The sequence below is a fragment of the Pseudomonas sp. XP1 genome, from assembly GCF_053557675.1.
This window is the reverse complement of record NZ_JBNRIJ010000005.1, coordinates 34,341-54,315: the sequence shown is the minus strand read 5'-3', so window position 1 is coordinate 54,315 and position 19,975 is coordinate 34,341. Positions and strand designations below refer to the sequence as shown.

Sequence of the window (19,975 nt, the reverse complement as noted above, 5' to 3'; positions counted from 1 at the left end):
CCCTGGGGGTGGGGGTTTACCCGCGAAGAGTCCTGCGCGATATGACGGCTTAGAACGCCGGCACCACAGCGCCTTTGTACTTCTCGTTGATGAACTGCTTCACCTCAGGCGAGTGCAGTGCAGCGGCCAGCTTCTTCATCGCGTCCGAGTCCTTGTTGTCCGGGCGGGCAACCAGGATGTTCACGTAAGGCGAGTCGCTGCCTTCGATGACCAGGGCGTCTTTCTCCGGGTTCAGCTTGGCTTCCAGCGCGTAGTTGGTGTTGATCAGGGCAGCATCGACCTGGGTCAGCACGCGCGGGATGGTGGCTGCTTCCAGCTCACGGAACTTCAGGCTTTTCGGGTTCTCGGCAACATCCTTCACGGTGGACAGGATGTTCTTGTTGTCCTTCAGCTTGATCACACCGGCCTTGTCCAGCAGCAGCAGCGCGCGGCCGCCGTTGGTGGCGTCGTTGGGGATTACCACGGTGGCGCCGGAGGACAGCTCGTCGAGCTTCTTGATCTTGGTCGAGTACACGCCCAGTGGCTCGATGTGCACGCCGGCAACGCTAACCAGGTTGGTGCCCTTGGCCTTGTTGAACTCATCCAGGTACGGCTGGTGCTGGAAGAAGTTGGCGTCAAGGCGCTTTTCGGCAACCTGCACGTTCGGCTGGATGTAGTCGGTGAACTCCTTGACCTTCAGCTCCACGCCCTCTTTCGCCAGTGCAGGTTTGACGAAGTTGAGGATCTCGGCGTGCGGCACCGGGGTAGCGGCAACGGTCAGGGACTCGGCGTGGGCCGAGAAGGCCGCGACAGCGGCGACAACAGCAAGCAGCTTCTTCATTGATCACTCCTTGTGAGGGCCGCGACGGCCCCCGAACGGGTCGGCCGGGCCGACCCCATTGGGGTTACTTACGGGAAAAATGCACGACCAGTTTGTCGCCCACGCTCTGCAGGACTTGAACCAGTACCAGCAACAGCACCACGGTGACGACCATCACGTCGGTCTGGAAACGCTGGTAGCCGAAGCGGATGGCCAGGTCGCCCAGGCCGCCGGCACCGACTACACCGGCCATGGCGGTGTACGACACCAGGGTGATGGCGGTCACGGTAATGGCGGCGAAGATGCCCGGGCGGGCCTCCGGCAGCAGTGCGCTGGTGATGATCTGGCGGGTAGTGGCACCCATCGACTGGGTGGCTTCGATGATGCCGCGGTCCACTTCACGCAGGGCGGTTTCCACCAGGCGTGCGAAGAATGGCGTGGCACCCACCACCAGCGGCGGAATGGCGCCGGCGACGCCTAGCGAAGTGCCGGTGATCAGCACGGTGATCGGGATCATCACGATCAGCAGGATGATGAACGGCAGCGAGCGCAGGATGTTGACGATCAGCGACAGTAGCGCATACACACCCTTCTGCTCGAACATCTGTTTCGGCCCGCACAGGAACAGCAGCACGCCCAGCGGCAGGCCGAGCAGCACGGTGAAGAACAGCGAGCCGAACAGCATGATCATGGTGTCGACGCTGGCCAGCCAGATTTCGGCCCAGTCGACGTTGGCAAAGAAATTCAGGGCGTCCATCAACGCAGTACCTCCATATGTACGTCAGCTGCCTTGAAGCGGGCGAACGCCGCTTCCATGTCACCGCCGATCAGGGCGAGGGTGAGCTGGCCATAGGGGACATCCTTGATACGGTCGATACGCCCGGCGAGGATGCTGTAGTCCACACCGGTTTCGCGGGCCACGGTGCCCAGCAGCGGCGCGTAGGTGGCGTCGCCCTGGAATGTCAGGCGCACGATGCGGCCCGGCACATGGGCGAAGTCGTCCCGCTGCTCGCCTTCGTCGACCTGCTCGTCTTCCTGGACGAACCGCTTGGTGGTGGGGTGCTGAGGGTGCAGGAACACTTCGGCCACCGAGCCCTGCTCGACGATCTGGCCGGCGTCCATCACTGCCACGCGGTCGCAGACCCGGCGGATAACGTCCATTTCGTGAGTGATCAGTACGATGGTCAGCTTCAGCTCACGGTTGATTTCGGCCAGCAATTGCAGGACCGAGGCGGTGGTTTGCGGGTCGAGGGCGCTAGTGGCCTCGTCGCACAGCAGGATCTTCGGGTTGGTGGACAAGGCGCGGGCGATGCCGACGCGCTGCTTCTGGCCACCGGACAGCTGCGCCGGGTACTTTCTGGCGTGGTCGGAAAGGCCGACGCGGGCCAGCAGTTCGGTCACGCGCTTGTCGATCTCGCTGCGCGACAGCTCGCCGGCCAGGGTCAGTGGCAGGGCGACGTTGTCGGCGACGGTCTTGGAGGCCAGCAGGTTGAAGTGCTGGAAAATCATCCCGACCTGCTGGCGGAAACCGCGCAGCTGGCTGGCGTTGAACGCGGTAACGTCTTCGCCGTCGACGATGATCTTGCCGCCAGAAGGCTCTTCCAGGCGGTTGATCAGGCGCAGCATGGTGCTCTTGCCAGCGCCGGAATGGCCGATCAGGCCGAACACCTGGCCATCTTCGATGGTCAGGCTGGTCGGATTCAGTGCGGGGATTTCCCTACCGGCGACGCGGTAGGTCTTGTGTACCTGTTGGAACTCGATCACGTAGCGAACCTTGTGGGGCGCATGGAATTTGGGTCAGCGGTTAGCTGGGGTCGCGCATTTTAGCCTTTTCCCATAGCTGTTCTTAGCATTTATTTCGTAATGCACCAATCCTTCGGGCATATCGCGACAACCGGTAATCCTGATTGAACGCTCGGCAAAGCCTCCCGGTCACTACTTGCACACAGCCCGAAACGGGTACGCCTGAAGACTGACGAGGAGAGCCGACCATGCCCAGAAAGAACACGGACGCGCCCAAGCACAGCGAAGCCGCTGGCACCCAGACCCCGGACCGGGCCAATACCAACGCAAAGTTACAGAGCCTGGAGGCTGACCGCAGCGATGCTACAGGCCATGCGCTGCGCACCAACCAGGGGGTGCGCATCGCCGACAACCAGAACACGCTGAAGGCCGGTGATCGAGGCCCCTCACTGCTCGAAGATTTCATCATGCGCGAGAAGATCACGCACTTTGACCACGAGCGCATCCCTGAACGCATCGTGCATGCGCGAGGGACGGGGGCGCATGGCTATTTCCAGAGCTATGGCAACCACGCCGAGCTGACCAAGGCCGGCTTCCTGCAGGACCCGGAGAAAGTTACGCCTGTCTTCGTGCGATTTTCCACGGTACAGGGCCCGCGTGGCTCAGCCGACACCGTGCGTGACGTGAGGGGCTTTGCTGTGAAGTTCTACACCGACGAGGGCAACTTCGACCTGGTGGGCAACAACATGCCGGTGTTCTTCATCCAGGATGCGATCAAATTCCCGGATTTCGTCCACGCCGTAAAGCCGGAGCCGCATAACGAGATCCCGACCGGCGCTTCGGCCCATGACACCTTTTGGGATTTCGTCTCGCTTGTACCGGAGTCGGCCCATATGGTCATGTGGGCTATGTCGGACCGTGCTATCCCGCGCAGCTTGCGGATGATGGAAGGGTTCGGGGTGCATACCTTCCGGCTGATCAACGCTGAGGGCGTAGCCAGTTTCGTCAAATTCCACTGGAAGCCGCGCCAGGGTGTGCACTCCTTGCTATGGGACGAAGCGCAGAAATTGGCAGGCAAGGACGCTGACTTCCAGCGTCGCGACTTGTGGGAAGCAATCGAGACGGGCGATTACCCGGAGTGGGAACTGGGCGTACAGATCGTGCCGGAAGCCGATGAGCACAAATTTGATTTCGACCTGCTGGACCCAACCAAGATAATCCCGGAAGAACTGGTGCCGGTTACACCGTTGGGCAAGATGGTCCTGAATCGCAACCCGGACAACTTCTTTGCCGAAGTGGAACAGGTGGCGTTCTGCCCGGGTCATATCGTGCCTGGTATCGACTTTACCAACGACCCCTTGCTGCAGGGGCGGCTGTTCTCCTACACCGACACGCAACTTAGCCGCCTGGGCGGGCCCAATTTCCACCAGATCCCGGTCAACCGCCCCATCGCTCCCAACCACAACAACCAGCGCGATGCCCTGCATCAGCATGTGGTGCATAAGGGCCGCGCATCGTATGAGCCCAATTCCATCGATGGTGGCTGGCCGAAGGAAACGCCACCTGCTGAGCAGGATGGTGGTTTCGAGAGTTATCAGGAGCGTATCGATGCGCACAAGATCCGCCAGCGCAGCGAGTCGTTCGGCGACCACTTCTCGCAGGCGCGGTTGTTCTTCCAGAGCATGAGCCCGACCGAGCAGCAGCACATCATCAAGGCCTACAGCTTTGAATTGGGCAAAGTGGAACGGGAGGCGATCCGCGCTCGGGAAGTGAATGAAATTCTCGCCAATATCGACCTGAAGCTGGCAGCTGCGGTGGCCGCCAACCTGGGCTTGCCTGCGCCGAGCGGGGGCACGGTGCCAGTGAAGGGGAGCCAGCTTGCGCAGTCTCCTGCCTTGAGCCAGATGAACCACCCGGGTTCGGTTGGCATCAAGGGGCGCAAGATTGCCGTGCTGGTGGCAGACGGCGTAGACGCTGCCAGTGTAGACAAGCTGGTCAAGGCCCTGGAAGCGCACAGTGCCCGACCATTGCTCCTTGGGCCGACCTCGGCACCGGTGAAGGCTGCGGACGGCAAGCAACTACCGGTGGATGCTTCCATGGAAGGGATGCCATCGATCATGTTCGATGGCATTGTCGTGCCTGGGGGCAAGGCTTCGACCGATGCGCTGGCGGCCAGCGGCTTGGCCAAGCACTTCTTGTTGGAGGGCTACAAGCACCTGAAGGCGATGGTGTTGACCAAAGAGCTTTTGGGCAGCTTGGGGTTGAAAGAAGACAAAGGGTTGCTGCTGGGAGATGAGCAGAAGATCGTAGATGCCTTCGTCAAAGCGGTAGAAGGGCATCGGGTGTGGGAGCGGGAGGCAGCTGCGGAGGCTGTGCCGGCCTAAGGCGCTGCTTCGCAGCCCATCGCCGGGAAGCCAGCTCCCACAGGTACTGCACCAGGCTTGAAATTGGTGCGGTCGAGGTGGGAGCTGGTTTGCCGGCGATAGGGCCCGGGAGGCTTATTGCTGATGCGGAACCAGAACCACCTGCGCAGGCAGCGATCGCTGAATCTCGTGCTTCTGCTTCAGCTCGAACCCGCTGTCGATCTTGCGCACGCGTTTTTCCAGCAAGGTCTTCAGCCAAGGCGCATCCTCGGTCCGCGGCACCTGGAACACCACGTCGCACTGATAACTCACCACATCGGCGGCAATGTCATCCAGCTGGCGACGCATGGCGCGGCTGTCGGTGGTTTTCAAGGCCACGACGGTGCTCGGTGCAGCCGGGTCGATGATGCGCGCCTTGGGCTTGGCCTCGGCCGCTTTCAGCGCCGCTTCAGCCTTCTCCAGCTCTGCTTTGCGCGCCTGGGTCACTGCATCGCCACCAGTCACTGCCGGGGCCTGCGGCATCAGCGCACGGGCACGGGCCAAGGCGGTGGCGGCAGCGTTCACATCACCCTTCTGCAGGAAGATCTGGCTGCGTTGCAGGTAGGCTTCGGCGAGTTGGCGCTGGTATTGCTCCAGACGCGCGTCATCCGGCGCCTGCGCCTGCAAGGCTGCCAGCTGGTCTTCGGCGGTGGCCAGCTCGTTGCTGGCGATGCTCTGTTGCAACTGCTGCCAGGCATCGGCTTGGGCAGGTGCGGTGGCCTGTTCTACCGGCGCGCTGGAACACGCAGCCAGGAACAGGGAAAACGCGGCAACAAGCAGATAACGGGAGGCGAACGGCTTCATTCCTGCGACTCTCTATTTGCGCAAAAAGCGAGCAAGTCTACACCCAGGTGCGCACGCTCGAAAACAAGTCTTACAGACCCTTTACGTGCGAAAAGGTTGCAGGGCGCGCCTTCACGCGCCCTGTTTTTCAGCGTTTTGGCAGGGCCAGGCTCAGCAAGAATAGCACCGCCGCGCAGACCACGATCGATGGGCCTGCGGGAGTGTCCTTGAACCAGGACATGGCCAGGCCGCCGCATACTGCGGTCACGCCCAGCAGGCTGGCGCCCAGGGCCATCTGCTCGGGAGAGCGGGCGTGACGTTGTGCCGCAGCGGCAGGAATGATCAGCAGCGAGGTGATCAGCAGCACACCAACGATCTTCATGGCCACGGCAATCACCACCGCGATCAGCAGCATCAGCGCCATGCGCAGCCCGGCCACCGGCAGGCCTTCGACCATGGCCAGCTCTTCGTGCACGGTAACTGCCAGCAACGGCCGCCAAAGTGCAGCGAGCAGCAGCAAAACCAGCGCGCTGCCGCCAAGTATCCAGGCCAGGTCGGTGGTGTTGATGGCCAGCAGGTCGCCGAACAGGTACGCCATCAGGTCGATGCGCACGTCATGCATGAAGCTCAGCACCACCAGGCCCAGCGACAGGGTGCTGGGGGCGAGGATGCCGAGCAGGGTGTCGGAGGCCAGCGGCTGGCGTTGCTGCAAGGTCACCAGCAAGATCGCCAGCAACAGGCAGCCCACGGTTACCGCCAACGCCGGGCTGACGTCCAGGGCGAAGCCCAGGGCCACGCCTAACAGGGCGGCGTGGGACAAGGTGTCGCCAAAATAGGCCATGCGCCGCCACACCACGAAGGAGCCCAGTGGGCCGGCCACCAGCGCCAGGGACAAACCGGCAAGCAGGGCGTAGAGAAGAAAATCAGCCATGCTTGCAGTGCGCTCCGTGAACATGGGGGCCAGGGGCGACCACCGAGCCGTGCAGGTCGTGGCTGTGGTCGTGATGGTGGTGGTAGATGGCCAGGCTGGGTGCGGCGTTCTGGCCGAACAGCTCGACGAATGCCGGGTCGCCGCTTACCTGCTCGGGGTGGCCCGAACAGCACACGTGGCGGTTCAGACACACCACCTGGTCGGTGGCACTCATCACCAGGTGCAGGTCGTGGGAAACCATCAGCACGCCGCAGCCGTGGCGGTCGCGCAGGCGGGTAATGAGGTTGTACAGCTCGGTCTGGCCGACCACGTCTACGCCCTGCACTGGCTCGTCGAGCACCAGCAGCTGGGGTTCGCGCAGCAGGGCGCGGGCCAACAATACCCGCTGCATCTCGCCGCCGGAAACGGTCTGGATCGGGCTATCGATGACCTGTTCGGCGCCCACTTCCTGCAACGCCGACAAGGCTGCCGCGCGGTCTACACCGGGCACCAGGCGCAAGAAGCGCAGTACCGACAGCGGCAACGTGGCATCAACCTGGATCTTTTGCGGCATGTAGCCAATGCGCAGTTTCGGCTTGCGCCATACCTTGCCGCGGTGCGGCTTGAGCAGACCAAGCACGGCGCGCACCAAGGTGGTCTTGCCTGCGCCGTTCGGGCCGATCAGGGTGACGATCTGGCCAGGTGCGACCGACAGGTCGATACTGTCTAGCACCGCCTCGCCACCGAAAGTGACACCGACCTGCTCCAGGCGGATCAGCGCATCGTTCATGCCGCGCTCCGGCAATTGCTGCACAGGCCTACCACTTCAACCGTCTGGGTCTCGACCGTGAAGCCCACGCCCTTGGCGCTGCTGATGATGGCTTCGCTGATGCTGTTCTGTTCCAGTTCGATGGCTACATGGCAGGCCCGGCAGATCAGGAACTGACCCTGGTGCAGGTGTTCCGGGTGGCTGCAGCCGATGAAGGCGTTGAGCGAGGCGATGCGGTGCACCAGGCCGTTTTCCAGCAGGAAGTCCAGCGCACGGTACACCGTTGGGGGCGCGGCTCGGCGGCCGTCCTGCTCACTGAGCACGGCGAGGATGTCGTAGGCGCCCAGTGGCTTGTGGCTTTGCCAGACCAGTTCCAGCACTCGACGGCGCAGCGCGGTCAGGCGCAGGCCCTGGCGGGTGCACAAGGCGTCGGCTTCAGTCAGTGCGCTGTGTACGCAATGAGAATGATCGTGAGGACGGTTGGCCAGCGGCGTGATGGACATGGGCAGCGACGGTTCTGGATGGAGACGTTATTATGTTACCTGTTTCTGATGACTCGAGTATTCACCGTGTCCCGATTCCTAGTCCTTTTTGTCGCTTTCATCGCATTTTCCGCCCAGGCCGACGTGCGCGTGCTGACCAGTATCAAACCGCTGCAGCAGATTGCCGCCGCCGTGCAGGATGGTGTTGGCAACCCCGACGTATTGCTGCCGCCGGGTGCTTCGCCGCACCACTATGCGCTGCGCCCGTCCGACGTACGGCGGGTGGGCGATGCCGACCTGCTGTACTGGATCGGTCCGGACATGGAGGGCTTCCTGCCGCGGGTATTGGGTAATCGCAGCAAGCCCACGGTGGCCGTGCAGGCGTTACCGGGCATGAAGCTGCGGCATTTTGGCGAGGACAGCCATTCCCACGAGGAAGAAGACCATGACGACCATGATCATGACCACCGCCCGGGCAGCCTGGACGCGCACCTGTGGCTATCGTCGGTCAATGCGCGGGTGATTGCCGCGAAAATGGCGGCTGATCTGGCGCAGGTCGATCCGGCCAATGTGGCGCGCTACCAGAGCAACCTCAAGGCCTTCGACGAACGCTTGGACGCGCTGGATGGGCGGATCAAGGCGCGGGTGGCCGGGATCGCCGGCAAGCCTTACTTCGTGTTCCACGAAGCGTTCGACTATTTCGAAGCAGAGTATGGGCTCAAGCACACCGGGGTGTTCAGCGTGGCCTCCGAGGTGCAGCCGGGTGCGCAGCACGTGGCGGCCATGCGCAAGCGCCTGCAGGAAGTGGGCAAGACTTGTGTGTTCAGCGAACCGCCGCTGCGGCCACGGCTTGCCGAGACTTTGACCGCCGGGCTGCCGGTGCGCCTGGCCGAGCTGGATGCCCTGGGCGGTTCCGACCCTGTGGATGGCAAAGGCTATGAGCGCTTGCTGGAAAAGCTGGGTGGCGACCTGGTTGGGTGCCTGGAACAGCTGTAGGCCTGTGCCGGCCTCTTCGCGGGTAAACCTGCTCCCACAGGGATAGTGCCAGCTTCACGCCTTTCACCGTACCTGTGGGAGCGAGTTTACCCGCGAAGAAGCAGACACGCTCTAGAGGGCGAACGGCAGGTGCAATGCCACCTGCTGACGCTGCGCCAAACGCACTTCGAACTCGCTCGGGTCGTGGATCATCACATCCATCCCTGCAAACGATTCCGCTGCAATCAGGCGCGACAACCAGAAGCGCACGCAGCCTACCCGCAACATCTCCGGCCACAGCTCGGCTTCGGCTGCGGTGAAGGGCCGTAGCGCCGCATAGGCCGCCAGCAGCGCCTGGGCACGTGGCACATCGATCGCGCCGTGTTCATCCAGGCACCAGTCGTTCACGGTGATGGCTATGTCATACAGCATCGGCCCGGAACAGGCGTTGTAGAAGTCGATTACACCGGTCAGGTGGGTGCCTTCGAACATCACGTTGTCGCGGAACAGGTCCGCATGCAGGTTGGCCCGTGGCAGGGCCAGGATCTGTGCCTTGTGTGCGCTGATTTCATCCAGCGCCGGCTGCAGCAGCGCGGCTTGCTCGGCAGTAAGGCGCGGCAGCAGCTCGGCACCCGAGGCCAGCATCCAGTCCAGGCCGCGGTCGGTGCGGCGCTCGATGATGTGCTCGCGGGTAGCCAGGTGAATGTGCGCCAGCAGCTCGCCGACCTGGGCGCAGTGCTGGGCGTTCGGTGCCTTGATGTGCTTGCCCGACAGCCGTGGCTGCAGCAGCGCCGGCTTGCCGCACAGCTCGCGCAGGCCATTGCCGTCGCGGTCGCGTATTGCATAGGGCACCGGCATGTCGGCTGCGTGCAAAGTGTCCAGCAGCTCGATGAAGAACGGCATGTCCTCGCTGGGCCCGCGCTCGATCAGCGTCAGGACGAACTCCCCCTGTTCGAGGCTGACGAAGAAATTGCTGTTCTCGGTGCCGGCGGCGATGCCCTGGAAATCGAGCAGACGACCCAGCGCGTACGGTGCCAGAAAGGTTTCCAGCTCAGGCCGGGTCACGGGGGTGAAGACTGACATGATGAAAAATTGCCCATACGGGCACTTCCGCCGGGAAGTGCCGGGTTGATGTGAACGGTGCGCGTCAGATTACCACTCGAAGATCTTCCAGGACGGAATCAGCATGTCCGGCTGGTCGGATCGAATGAAATTGCCATCAGAGCCATCGGCGCGTACCAGGAAATAAGGCTTGCCGTTTTTCGGCGTGATCTTGATCGCATACAGGAACCCGTTCTGCCGGTACTCCTGGATGGTTTTGTCGCCTTCCGTGCGAATGGTCACCTCGGGATCGGCCGAGGGGGCGTCGTCCGCCGCCAGGGTGACGACAGGCATGGTGGCCAACAGACCGAGCAGTAACAGGCGATTGAGTGTACGCATGATAACCTTGTCCCTTTGTCGTCAATGATTCTGGCTATTCTAGCGCCGGACCCGTCGAAAAGGTTGATTCTGCTCATGAGCCAAGCGCCCCTCGTCCTGGTGGACGGTTCCTCCTACCTGTACCGCGCCTTCCACGCGCTGCCGCCGTTGACTACCTCCAAAGGCATGCCGACCGGCGCGGTGAAGGGGGTGCTGAACATGCTCAAGAGCCTGCGCAAGCAATACCCCGACAGCCTGTTCGCGGTGGTGTTCGACGCCAAGGGTGGCACCTTCCGCGATGCAATGTTCGCCGAATACAAGGCCAACCGCCCAAGCATGCCGGACGACCTGCGGGTGCAGATCGAGCCGCTGCATGCCAGCGTCAAGGCGCTGGGCTACCCGCTGCTGTGCGTCGAGGGGGTCGAGGCCGACGACGTGATCGGCACCCTGGCGCGCAGCAGCGCCGCGCTGGGCCGCCCGGTGATCATCTCGACCGGTGACAAGGACATGGCGCAGCTGGTGGACGGGCACATTACCTTGGTCAACACCATGACCGGAAGCGTGCTGGACGTGGCTGGCGTGCACGAGAAATTTGGCGTCGGCCCGGAACATATCATCGACTTCCTGGCGCTGATGGGCGACAAGGTCGACAACATCCCCGGTGTACCGGGGGTGGGCGAAAAAACCGCGGTGGGCCTGCTTACCGGTATCGGCGGTGGCCTCAGCGACCTGTATGCCAACCTGGACAAGGTCCCGACACTGGCCATTCGCGGCGCCAAGACCCTGCCGGCCAAGCTGGAAGAGCACCGCGACGCGGCGTTCCTGTCTTATGAGCTGGCTACCATCAAGGTCGACGTGCCCCTGGATATCGAAGTTGATGCCTTGGTGTGCGGCGAACCTGATCGCGAAGCGTTGCTGGCGCTGTACACCGAGATGGAATTCAAGAGCTGGGTCGCCGAGGTGCAGCGTGACGCTGCCAACGCCGGTGACGATATTGCGCCAGTCGCGGAGCCGGTGGCCAAGATCGAGCCCAGGTACGAGACCATTCTCGACCAGGCCCGTTTCGACTTCTGGCTGGAGAAGCTGCGTCAGGCGCCACTGTTCGCTTTCGACACCGAGACCACCAGCCTGGACGCGCAGCAGGCGCAGCTTGTCGGCCTGTCGTTCGCCGTCGAGCCGCATGAAGCGGCCTATGTGCCGCTGGCCCACGACTATGAAGGCGCGCCGGTCCAGCTGGACCGCGCCGCCGTGCTGCTGGCGCTGAAGCCGCTACTGGAAGACCCGGCCAAGGCCAAGGTCGGGCAGAACGCCAAGTACGATATCAACATCCTTGCCAACGGCTCGCCCGCCATCGAAATGCGCGGCGTTGCCTACGACACCATGCTCGAGTCGTACGTGCTGAACTCCACCGCCACCCGTCACGACATGGACAGCCTGGCGCAGAAGTACCTCGACCACACCACCATCGCTTTCGAGGACATTGCCGGCAAAGGCGCCAAGCAGCTGACCTTCAACCAGATCCACCTGGACAAGGCCGGCCCCTACGCTGCCGAAGACGCGGACATCACCCTGCGTCTGCACCAGGCGCTGCAGGTGCGCCTGGCGCAGACGCCGAGCGTGCAGCCGGTACTGATGGACATCGAGATGCCGCTGGTGCCGGTGCTGGCCAAGATCGAGCGCCAGGGGGCGCTGGTCGATGCTGCGCTGCTGCAGGTGCAGAGCGGTGAGCTGGGGGTGAAGATGGCCGAGCTGGAGCAGCGCGCCTATGAGCTGGCCGGTGAGGAGTTCAACCTCGGCTCGCCCAAGCAGCTGGGCGCGATTCTCTACGACAAGCTGGGCATGCCGGTGCTGAGCAAGACCACCAAAGGCCAGCCATCCACGGCGGAGGCGGTGCTCGACGAGCTGGCCGAACAAGGCTACCCGCTGCCGGAGGTACTGATGCAGTACCGCAGCCTGAGCAAGCTCAAGAGCACCTACACCGACAAGCTGCCAGGGCAGATAAACCCGCGCACCGGGCGTATCCACACCTCATATCAGCAGGCGGTGGCGGCCACTGGCCGGCTGTCGTCCAGCGACCCGAACCTGCAGAACATTCCGATCCGTACTGCCGAAGGCCGACGCATCCGCCAGGCCTTCGTCGCCAGCCCGGGCTACAAGCTGCTGGCGGCGGACTACTCGCAGATCGAGTTGCGCATCATGGCCCACCTGGCCAAGGACGAAGGCTTGCTGCATGCCTTCCGCAACGACCTGGACGTGCACCGCGCCACAGCGGCGGAAGTATTCGGCGTACCCCTGGAAGACGTCACCACTGACCAGCGCCGCAGTGCCAAGGCCATCAACTTCGGGCTGATCTACGGCATGAGCGCCTTTGGCCTGGCCAAGCAGATCGGCGTCGACCGCAAGCAGTCGCAGGATTACATCGACCGCTACTTCGCACGCTACCCGGGCGTGCTGGCCTACATGGAGCGCACCCGCGCCCAGGCGGCGGAGCAAGGTTTTGTCGAAACCCTGTTCGGCCGCCGCCTGTACCTGCCGGATATCAATGCCAAGAACCCGGCTCTGCGCAAGGGCGCCGAGCGCACGGCGATCAACGCCCCGATGCAAGGCACTGCGGCCGACATCATCAAGCGGGCCATGGTCAATGTGGATAACTGGCTGAGCGAGAGCGGGCTGGATGCCCGGGTGATCCTGCAGGTACACGACGAACTGGTGCTGGAAGTGCGCGAGGACCTGGTTGAGCAAGTGAAAGATGAAATTCGCCTGCACATGAGCAAGGCCGCACAGCTGGATGTACCGCTGCTGGTCGAGGCAGGAATTGGTGCGAATTGGGACGAAGCTCACTGATCGGGCGGGGAAAGCTGTGTAGGATCCGTGACGTAGGGATGCGGATCCTGGCACTGCTCAGTGCCAGCGGTGCTGAAGTTTCATGAAACTATCGCAAATAGTTTTCAGGGCTTTGGAACTAAACCGGTGAAGCGGAACTCAGAGTAACTGAATGGCTGGTGAAGCCTTTCGATGCTCCTATGTTGTGTTAAGTGTTGGCAGATATCTGGACCCCGCCCTAGCGGTCCGGACTTGGACCCCGAACTTCCCCCTCCCCATACGAAGTCCGGGGTTTTTTTTGCCCGGAATTTGCCCTGAGTCTGGTGAAGGAACACTGTGGGAGCGGGCGCGCCCGCGAACCTGGGCGAAGCCCAGGCCATGCTCCGCGCTGGATTCTTCGCGGGCATGCCCGCTCCCACAGGTTGAGCAAACCTTCAAATGACTGGCTTGTCTTCCAGCTCCATCCAGTCCGCTAGCACTCGGTAGGCCTCTTCCACGCCCAGGCGCTTGGGCGCCGAGAACAGCTGGATGGTCACGCCGTCGCCCCAACCCTTGCGGATTTCCGACTGCACCTTGAGCAGAGTGTTCTTGCCCGCACCGTGGGTCAGCTTGTCGGCCTTGGTCAGCAGGATGTGCATCGGCATGCTGCTGGCCTTTGCCCAATCGAGCATCATCTTGTCGAAGTCGGTCATCGGGTGGCGCACGTCCATCATCAGGATTACGCCACGCAGGCACTCCCGGCTGCCAAGGTAGGCTTCCAGGTGTTTCTGCCAGTGCTGCTTGAGCGGAATAGGGACTTTTGCATAACCGTAGCCTGGCAGGTCGACCAAACGCCGTTCATCGTCCAGACTGAAGAAATTCAACAGCTGGGTGCGCCCGGGGGTTTTCGAGGTGCGCGCCAGGCTGGCATGAGTCAGGGTGTTGAGGGCGCTGGATTTGCCGGCGTTGGAGCGGCCGGCGAAAGCCACCTCGTAACCCTGGTCGTCCGGGCATTGTTCGACCTTGGCAGCGCTGAGGGCGAATTTGGCTTTCTGGCAGAGGCCGAGGATGGGGTTCTTGAGTTGCATGGGATATCCGATGTGGGTGTTGCCTGACTCTGTAGGCCCGAGCCTGGCAAGCGGTGTCGTTTCCGTTTGGATGGCGGAAGTATATAATGCCCCAGTTTTTGTGTGCTCATTCTCCCAGAGAAGGAGAACGGGCATGGGGTGTCGAACAATAGCTCGCGCAACAGAACGCAGCGCGGCCCCCAACCCTGAAGGTCGTTCCGCATGGCGAAATGGCTGCTTGCTGTCGGTATGTTCCTGCCGTTTTACAGCGCACAGGCTACACAGGATCCCGAGGTGTTGTACAACCGCACGTGTGCGGCCTGTCACGCCGGGCAGTTGCCACAGGCACCCAGGCAGGGTGACCGGGCAGCATGGGAGCCAAGGCTGGCGCAAGGCATGGATGTACTGGTGAAGCACGTGACCCAGGGTTTCAAGGCTATGCCGCCGCGTGGATTGTGCATGGACTGCAGTGCCGAGGACTACCGTTTGGTCATCCTTTGGATGAGTGGCAGTCCCGATACATAACATTTCACCCTTAGCCGTGTTGGATTAGCTGATGAACAAACTAGTCGTGAGTCTGCTGTTGACCCTGGGTGTCGCAGGTGCGGCCACTGCTGCGCAACCCGTCAAAGGCGATGCCGCCGCCGGCCAGGCCAAGACGGCCGTCTGTGGCGCCTGCCACAACCCCGACGGCAACAGCCTGGCACCGAACTTCCCGAAACTGGCCGGCCAAGGCCAGCGCTATCTTGAAAAGCAACTGCACGATATCAAGTCGGGCAAGCGTACCGTGCTGGAAATGACCGGCATGCTGGCCGCATTCAGCGACCAGGACCTGGCCGACATCGCCGCCTACTTCTCCAGCCAGAAAGGCAGCGTGGGCGCCGCCGATCCCAAGCTGGTCGAACGTGGCCGGGCGCTGTTCAACGGCGGTGACCTGGAAAAAGGCATGCCTGCCTGCACCGGCTGCCACTCACCGAACGGCGCGGGTATCGCCCTGGCCGGCTTCCCGCACCTGGGCGGGCAGCACGCGCAGTACGTGACCAAGCAGCTCACCGACTTCCGCGAAGGAAACCGCACCAACGATGGCGATGCCATGACCATGCGCACCATCGCCGGCAAGCTGAGCAACCACGACATCGAGGCGTTGGCCAGTTACATCCAGGGCCTGCACTAAGGCCATTACAGGCAGCGCATTAACCTTCAGTTAATGTTGTAAGGCAATGATGAAAGGGCGGCCGGACCGCCCTTTTTTCCGTCCGCAGCCGTTACACTACAGAACTCGGCCCCTTCCCGGCCTGTCTCAGAGCAGGTCGCGTCGTGGCGACCAATGACTGCCCAGGAGTAAAGCATGCGTAAACTGATTCTCAGCGCCGCGCTGGTCGCTGCCAGCGTATTCGGTATGACTGCCATCCAGGCCGCCGAGCCTGCCGCCGGCAAGGAATACCTCGAGCTGAGCAACCCTGTTCCGGTTTCCGTGCCTGGCAAGATCGAAGTGGTCGAGCTGTTCTGGTACGGCTGCCCACACTGCTACCACTTCGAGCCGACCATCAACCCGTGGGTAGAAAAACTGCCCAAGGACGTCAACTTCAAGCGCGTACCGGCCATGTTCGGTGGTGCGTGGGATGCCCACGGCCAGATGTTCCTGACCCTCGAAGCCATGGGCGTCGAGCAGAAAGTGCACGCCGCAGTGTTCGACGCCATCCAGAACCAGCGCAAGCGCCTGACCGACCCGCAAGACATGGCCGATTTCCTTGCCACCCAAGGCGTGGACAAGGACAAGTTCCTCGCCACCTTCAACTCGTTCGCCATCAAGGGCCAGGTCAACCAGGCCAAGGAACTGGCGAAGAAGTACGAGATCACCGGCGTACCGAGCATGGTGGTCAACGGCAAGTACCGCTTCGACCTGGGTACTGCCGGCGGGCCGGAAGGCGTACTGAACGTTGCCGACCAACTGATCGCCAAGGAGCGCGCCGCTAAGTAAGCGGCGTAACCCATGCGCCGCTTCAGAACCGCGCGTGGCATTGGCCTGCACCAGCCGCAGGTCAACGAGCATCACCTGCAGGCGCCTGGCCTGCCCGAGGATGGTCGTCTGCGGCTGCTCAGTTTCAACATCCAGGTGGGCATCAGCACCGAGCGGTATCGGCATTACGTGACTCGTAGTTGGCAGCACCTGCTGCCGCACAACGGGCGAGCAGGCAACCTGCAGAAGATTGGCCAACTGCTGGGCGACTTCGACCTGGTGGCCCTGCAGGAGGCCGATGGCGGCAGCCTGCGCTCGGGCTACGTCAACCAGGTCGAGCACCTTGCCCACCTGGGCGCCTTCCCCTACTGGTACCAGCAACTCAACCGCAACCTTGGGCGTTTTGCCCAGCACAGCAATGGCGTGCTCAGCCGCCTGAAGCCACAACTGCTCGAGGATCACCCGTTGCCCGGCCCGGCTGGGCGTGGTGCGATCCTGGTGCGCTTTGGCGAGGGTAAAGATGCGCTGATCGTGGTGATGATGCACCTTGCCCTCGGTGCCAAGACCCGCGCCCTGCAGCTGGGTTACATTCGCGAGCTGATTGGCGGCTACCGGCACCAGGTGCTGATGGGCGACATGAATACCCATGCAACCGACCTGCTGGAGCACTCGCCGCTGCGCGATCTGGGCCTGATCGCCCCGCAAGTCGAGGCCACCTTCCCCAGCTGGCGCCCACAGCGTTGCCTTGACCACATCCTGCTCAGCTCAAGCCTCACGCTGGAGCGCGTCGAGGTGCTGGCGCAACCAATTTCCGACCACCTTCCCGTTGCTGTCGAGATTCGATTGCCTGATGCATTGACTGTGGATACGCTGCCGGTCCTGAGCTAATTGCCATCACCGTTTGCGGACCCGGGCATGACTGAAGACGCTGAGCGCTGGAAAGAAAAATACCTGAAAAGCATCGAGCAGCAGGAAAAGCTCGAGCGCCGTTGGGACGCACGTCTAGACCTGCTGTGTCGCGGCCTGGTACGCAGCACCCTGGCTGCCGAAGGCAGCGACAAGGTGGTGGACCAGTGCATGAAGGAAATGCGCGAGGTCATCCGCAGCGACAACATGGACGCCGGCCTTGCCGGGTTGATTCCGCGTCTTGAGAAGGCGGTGCTGGATTCCGAACAGCGCCGCGAAGCCCGCATGAACCAGGTCAGCGATGCACTGACCGCGTTGGTCGACCAACTGCAAGGCCTGCCATTGCCGAACGATGTGTCGCGGCCCCTGAAAAAACTGGCGAAGAAGCTCGATGGCGGGGTGGCTCAGTCACGCGACCTGCCACCGTTGCTGGGCGAGTTGAGCGGCTTGCAGGGCCGTGCGCTGTCAGCCTTGGGCAAGTCGGCGGAGGACGCCCGCCCCGGCTTCTTGCAGCGCTTGTTCGGCAGCCGCGAAGGTGACGCGCAAAGCGAGCCAGCGCTTGTGCCGCTGGCTTTGCCAGTTGCCGAGGCGCAGCCCCCGGCGGCACCGGCCAGTGTCGATGCTCTGCAGCCCGACGATGTGGACGAGCTACAGCCGCTGCCAGCCTCTTCAACATCTGTTGTCGAGGCGCCCGTAGCGCCATTGGAGACTCCTGGCCCGGCCCTGATCGAAACGGCTGAACTGGCACCAGCGCCGCTACCGGACGATGTGCCGGCACCGGAAGTTGTCGCAAGCGAGCCTCCGGCTGGAACGGGACTGGTACAAACACTCGAAGAAACCTTCGGCGAGGACGGCCCCTATGCCCTGCCCTACGCGGTAGAGCCGCCCTACAGTCAGGTCGCCGAGCACATCGAACACACCCTGATCGGCCTGCTCGATGACCTCAGCCTGCCGGAGCGACACAAGGCACAAGCCCTCGAGATGCGTGAACGGGTCGCCCGCGGCTTGAACTGGTATGAGCTGATCCCGGTACTGGATGACCTGGCTGTGCTCATGCTGGCCATCACTGACAGCGGTCAGCACGAATTCGAAACCTACCTGCAGCAGCTCAACGAACGCCTCGAAGGTTTCCAGAGTCACCTGCACGAGGCCAGTGCCGGGCATGCCGACAACAGCTCGGCCGCCCGCGAGCTGGATACCCAGCTGCGGGAGCATGTCGACGGGCTGCAGAGCAGTGTGCAAGGTGCCGCCGATGTCGACAGCCTCAAGCACATCCTGGAAAACCGCCTGGAAGGCCTGTTGGTGACCATGGACGAGCACAAGCACGAGCGTGATCGCCGCGAACAGGAGCTGGCTGGGCGCCTGCAAGGGCTGTCGGAGCGGGTGGCGAACATGGAGCAGGAGGCGCTCGGCTACCGCGAGCACCTTGAAGAGCAGCGCCAGAAGGCCTTGCTCGACCCCCTCACCGGCTTGCCCAACCGTGCGGCCTGGAGCGAGCGGGTCGAGCGCGAAATGCTCGAATGGCAAGCGCACGGCGGCCATCTGGCGATGGCGATCCTCGACCTGGACCATTTCAAGCGAATCAACGACAGCTATGGGCACCTGGCTGGGGACAAAGTACTCAAGATCGTCGCCGACCAGTTGCGCAAGCGCCTGCGTAGCCGTGATTTCATTGCCCGGTTTGGCGGCGAGGAGTTTGTCCTGCTGCTGCCGCAGACCTCGCCGGCCGCCGCTGCCCAGATCGCCGAGCTGCTGCGGGCCACAGTCGAGGCGTGCCCGTTCCACTTCAAGGGGGAAAGGGTGGTGATCACCACGTCGATCGGCCTGGGTGCATTCCGTTCCGGCGAGCGCGGTGACCAAGTGCTCAAGCGCGCCGATGCGGCGCTTTACCGGGCCAAAGAGTCGGGGCGCAACCGGGTCGAGCAGGCATAGCCGGCAGCCGCTGACTCGCGGCAAGCACGGCCCCTGGAGAGCACGTTATACTGTAGCGCTCATTCGCTGAGGCCACTGACGTGCTTTCCACGCTTAAAACAACCCTGATTTCCTTCCTGCTGGTGGCTATTGCCGGTTGCTCGACAGGCCTGCGCATCGACCGTAGCCACCCTTCGGTCAACCAGGACAACCGAATCCAGTTCGTTGTCCTGCACTACACCAATGCTTCGCTGGAGCGTTCCCTGGCGTTGCTGACCCATGGCGAAGTCAGCAGCCACTACCTGATTGGTGATGGCCCGGCGACGGTGTACCAGCTGGTGGATGAAAGCCGCCGCGCCTGGCATGCCGGTGATAGCCAGTGGCAAGGTCGGACTTGGCTGAACTCCTCGTCCATCGGTATCGAAATCGTCAATCCGGGCTTCACGGACACGCCGAATGGCCGGGTCTGGCACCCCTACAGCGAAGCGCAGGTCCAGTCGCTGATCGCGCTGCTCAAGGACATCGTCAAACGCAACAACATCGAGCCACGGCACATCATTGGTCACAGCGATATCGCGCCGCTGCGCAAGCTTGACCCAGGGCCGCTGTTCCCATGGAAGCGCCTGGCCGACGCCGGGTTGGGTGTCTGGCCGGATGCCAACGCCGTGGCACGGCAGCAAGCCTATTTCAGCGTCAACCCGCCAAGTATTGGCTGGTATCAGCAGGAGCTGGCACGGTTTGGCTACGCGATCGAGCAGACCGGGGTACTGGATGTTGCCACCCGCCATGTGATCGCCGCGTTCCAGATGCGTTTCCGCCCGCAGCGCTTCGATGGCATGCCGGATGCGCAGACGGCGGCGATGCTGCAGGTACTCAACCGGATGCGTTGAGCCGCCAGCGAGGCTCTGTGGGGGATTGCCCAGCCCTTTGGGCTGCGCTGTCGCACAGATAACTGAGTTCGCAAGCGATCCTCGTACCCTGTGGGAGCGGCTTTAGCCGCGAAGAATCCAACGCGGTGCCAGCCACCGCGTTTGCTGCTTGCTCCCA

The 19,975-nt window shown here is 62.7% G+C and carries 18 protein-coding genes and 1 pseudogene; 9 read left to right on the top strand and 10 right to left on the bottom strand.

Going from position 1 to position 19,975, the window contains the following annotated elements; translation table 11 throughout:
• Positions 1 to 49: 49 nt before the first annotated feature.
• The 3 genes from ACK1U9_RS06520 to ACK1U9_RS06510 form a co-directional block, all read right to left on the bottom strand.
• Positions 50 to 820: a MetQ/NlpA family ABC transporter substrate-binding protein gene (locus ACK1U9_RS06520; protein ID WP_025337216.1), complete on the bottom strand. Its 771-nt coding sequence runs from the start codon at positions 818 to 820 to the stop codon at positions 50 to 52.
• A gap of 64 nt (positions 821 to 884) precedes the next feature.
• Entirely contained in the window at positions 885 to 1,556 is a 672-nt protein-coding gene (locus tag ACK1U9_RS06515; protein WP_013970307.1) for a methionine ABC transporter permease, read from the bottom strand.
• Positions 1,556 to 2,563, bottom strand: coding sequence for a methionine ABC transporter ATP-binding protein (locus ACK1U9_RS06510; protein ID WP_003256960.1), 1,008 nt, complete (start codon positions 2,561 to 2,563; stop codon positions 1,556 to 1,558). The genes ACK1U9_RS06515 and ACK1U9_RS06510 overlap by 1 nt, the downstream gene beginning before the upstream one ends.
• Before the next feature lie 227 nt (positions 2,564 to 2,790).
• Here ACK1U9_RS06510 and katE point away from each other — a divergent pair, with 227 nt between their 5' ends.
• The gene (gene katE, locus ACK1U9_RS06505; protein WP_085601995.1) at positions 2,791 to 4,926 is read left to right on the top strand and encodes a catalase HPII; all 2,136 of its coding nucleotides are present in this window, start codon (positions 2,791 to 2,793) and stop codon (positions 4,924 to 4,926) included.
• A 114-nt stretch (positions 4,927 to 5,040) separates the two neighbouring features.
• Here katE and ACK1U9_RS06500 read toward each other — a convergent pair whose 3' ends face one another.
• From ACK1U9_RS06500 to zur, 4 genes are all read right to left on the bottom strand, one after another.
• Positions 5,041 to 5,748, bottom strand: coding sequence for a PA5502 family lipoprotein (locus ACK1U9_RS06500; RefSeq protein WP_153671588.1), 708 nt, complete (start codon positions 5,746 to 5,748; stop codon positions 5,041 to 5,043).
• Between the two features lie 127 nt (positions 5,749 to 5,875).
• Positions 5,876 to 6,658: a zinc ABC transporter permease subunit ZnuB gene (znuB, locus tag ACK1U9_RS06495; protein WP_046615274.1), complete on the bottom strand. Its 783-nt coding sequence runs from the start codon at positions 6,656 to 6,658 to the stop codon at positions 5,876 to 5,878.
• A complete protein-coding gene (gene znuC / locus ACK1U9_RS06490) occupies positions 6,651 to 7,427 on the bottom strand; it encodes a zinc ABC transporter ATP-binding protein ZnuC (RefSeq protein WP_046615273.1) in 777 nt (258 codons plus the stop codon). The genes znuB and znuC overlap by 8 nt, the downstream gene beginning before the upstream one ends.
• Entirely contained in the window at positions 7,424 to 7,909 is a 486-nt protein-coding gene (gene zur / locus ACK1U9_RS06485) for a zinc uptake transcriptional repressor Zur (RefSeq protein WP_046615272.1), read from the bottom strand. The genes znuC and zur overlap by 4 nt, the downstream gene beginning before the upstream one ends.
• Positions 7,910 to 7,927: 18 nt before the next feature.
• On the opposite strand from zur, the gene ACK1U9_RS06480 reads away from it, so the two are divergent.
• Positions 7,928 to 8,884 carry a zinc ABC transporter substrate-binding protein gene (locus tag ACK1U9_RS06480; protein WP_153671589.1) on the top strand — a complete coding sequence of 319 codons (957 nt, stop codon included), beginning with the start codon at positions 7,928 to 7,930 and terminating at the stop codon, positions 8,882 to 8,884.
• 111 nt (positions 8,885 to 8,995) lie between these two features.
• On the opposite strand, the gene ACK1U9_RS06475 is transcribed toward ACK1U9_RS06480, so the two are convergent.
• Both ACK1U9_RS06475 and ACK1U9_RS06470 read right to left on the bottom strand, forming a co-directional pair.
• Entirely contained in the window at positions 8,996 to 9,946 is a 951-nt protein-coding gene (locus tag ACK1U9_RS06475; protein ID WP_024087954.1) for a homoserine kinase, read from the bottom strand.
• A 69-nt stretch (positions 9,947 to 10,015) separates the two neighbouring features.
• Positions 10,016 to 10,303, bottom strand: coding sequence for a DUF2782 domain-containing protein (locus tag ACK1U9_RS06470; protein ID WP_013970316.1), 288 nt, complete (start codon positions 10,301 to 10,303; stop codon positions 10,016 to 10,018).
• A gap of 75 nt (positions 10,304 to 10,378) precedes the next feature.
• Between ACK1U9_RS06470 and polA the strand changes: the two genes are divergently transcribed.
• Entirely contained in the window at positions 10,379 to 13,126 is a 2,748-nt protein-coding gene (gene polA, locus ACK1U9_RS06465; protein WP_153671590.1) for a DNA polymerase I, read from the top strand.
• A gap of 413 nt (positions 13,127 to 13,539) precedes the next feature.
• On the opposite strand, the gene yihA is transcribed toward polA, so the two are convergent.
• Entirely contained in the window at positions 13,540 to 14,172 is a 633-nt protein-coding gene (gene yihA / locus ACK1U9_RS06460) for a ribosome biogenesis GTP-binding protein YihA/YsxC (RefSeq protein ID WP_449109775.1), read from the bottom strand.
• Positions 14,173 to 14,373: 201 nt separating this feature from the next.
• Between yihA and ACK1U9_RS06455 the strand changes: the two genes are divergently transcribed.
• The 6 genes and pseudogenes from ACK1U9_RS06455 (at position 14,374) to ACK1U9_RS06430 (ending at position 19,818) form a co-directional block, all read left to right on the top strand.
• Complete coding sequence (locus ACK1U9_RS06455) at positions 14,374 to 14,676, top strand: c-type cytochrome (RefSeq protein ID WP_046615268.1); 303 nt, start codon at positions 14,374 to 14,376, stop codon at positions 14,674 to 14,676.
• 31 nt (positions 14,677 to 14,707) lie between these two features.
• A complete protein-coding gene (locus tag ACK1U9_RS06450; protein WP_003256951.1) occupies positions 14,708 to 15,325 on the top strand; it encodes a c-type cytochrome in 618 nt (205 codons plus the stop codon).
• A 174-nt stretch (positions 15,326 to 15,499) separates the two neighbouring features.
• On the top strand, positions 15,500 to 16,132 hold the full coding sequence (gene dsbA, locus ACK1U9_RS06445) for a thiol:disulfide interchange protein DsbA (protein WP_046615267.1): 633 nt from the start codon (positions 15,500 to 15,502) through the stop codon (positions 16,130 to 16,132).
• A gap of 34 nt (positions 16,133 to 16,166) precedes the next feature.
• A pseudogene (locus ACK1U9_RS06440) lies at positions 16,167 to 16,999 on the top strand (endonuclease/exonuclease/phosphatase family protein).
• Between the two features lie 27 nt (positions 17,000 to 17,026).
• On the top strand, positions 17,027 to 18,949 hold the full coding sequence (locus ACK1U9_RS06435; RefSeq protein WP_153671591.1) for a GGDEF domain-containing protein: 1,923 nt from the start codon (positions 17,027 to 17,029) through the stop codon (positions 18,947 to 18,949).
• An 80-nt stretch (positions 18,950 to 19,029) separates the two neighbouring features.
• On the top strand, positions 19,030 to 19,818 hold the full coding sequence (locus ACK1U9_RS06430; RefSeq protein ID WP_449109774.1) for an N-acetylmuramoyl-L-alanine amidase: 789 nt from the start codon (positions 19,030 to 19,032) through the stop codon (positions 19,816 to 19,818).
• Positions 19,819 to 19,975 lie beyond the last annotated feature (157 nt).

Bases quoted from the DNA above. Each gene is read 5' to 3' on its own strand.
- ACK1U9_RS06520 (WP_025337216.1), bottom strand. From the start codon at position 820: ATGAAGAAGCTGCTTGCTGTTGTCGCCGCTGTCGCGGCCTTCTCGGCC.
- dsbA (WP_046615267.1), top strand. From the start codon at position 15,500: ATGCGTAAACTGATTCTCAGCGCCGCGCTGGTCGCTGCCAGCGTATTC.
- ACK1U9_RS06480 (WP_153671589.1), top strand. From the start codon at position 7,928: ATGGAGACGTTATTATGTTACCTGTTTCTGATGACTCGAGTATTCACC.
- katE (WP_085601995.1), top strand. From the start codon at position 2,791: ATGCCCAGAAAGAACACGGACGCGCCCAAGCACAGCGAAGCCGCTGGC.
- yihA (WP_449109775.1), bottom strand. From the start codon at position 14,172: ATGCAACTCAAGAACCCCATCCTCGGCCTCTGCCAGAAAGCCAAATTC.
- ACK1U9_RS06470 (WP_013970316.1), bottom strand. From the start codon at position 10,303: ATGCGTACACTCAATCGCCTGTTACTGCTCGGTCTGTTGGCCACCATG.
- ACK1U9_RS06450 (WP_003256951.1), top strand. From the start codon at position 14,708: ATGAACAAACTAGTCGTGAGTCTGCTGTTGACCCTGGGTGTCGCAGGT.
- zur (WP_046615272.1), bottom strand. From the start codon at position 7,909: ATGTCCATCACGCCGCTGGCCAACCGTCCTCACGATCATTCTCATTGC.
- ACK1U9_RS06435 (WP_153671591.1), top strand. From the start codon at position 17,027: ATGACTGAAGACGCTGAGCGCTGGAAAGAAAAATACCTGAAAAGCATC.
- znuC (WP_046615273.1), bottom strand. From the start codon at position 7,427: ATGAACGATGCGCTGATCCGCCTGGAGCAGGTCGGTGTCACTTTCGGT.
- ACK1U9_RS06500 (WP_153671588.1), bottom strand. From the start codon at position 5,748: ATGAAGCCGTTCGCCTCCCGTTATCTGCTTGTTGCCGCGTTTTCCCTG.
- polA (WP_153671590.1), top strand. From the start codon at position 10,379: ATGAGCCAAGCGCCCCTCGTCCTGGTGGACGGTTCCTCCTACCTGTAC.
- ACK1U9_RS06515 (WP_013970307.1), bottom strand. From the start codon at position 1,556: ATGGACGCCCTGAATTTCTTTGCCAACGTCGACTGGGCCGAAATCTGG.
- ACK1U9_RS06475 (WP_024087954.1), bottom strand. From the start codon at position 9,946: ATGTCAGTCTTCACCCCCGTGACCCGGCCTGAGCTGGAAACCTTTCTG.
- znuB (WP_046615274.1), bottom strand. From the start codon at position 6,658: ATGGCTGATTTTCTTCTCTACGCCCTGCTTGCCGGTTTGTCCCTGGCG.
- ACK1U9_RS06455 (WP_046615268.1), top strand. From the start codon at position 14,374: ATGGCGAAATGGCTGCTTGCTGTCGGTATGTTCCTGCCGTTTTACAGC.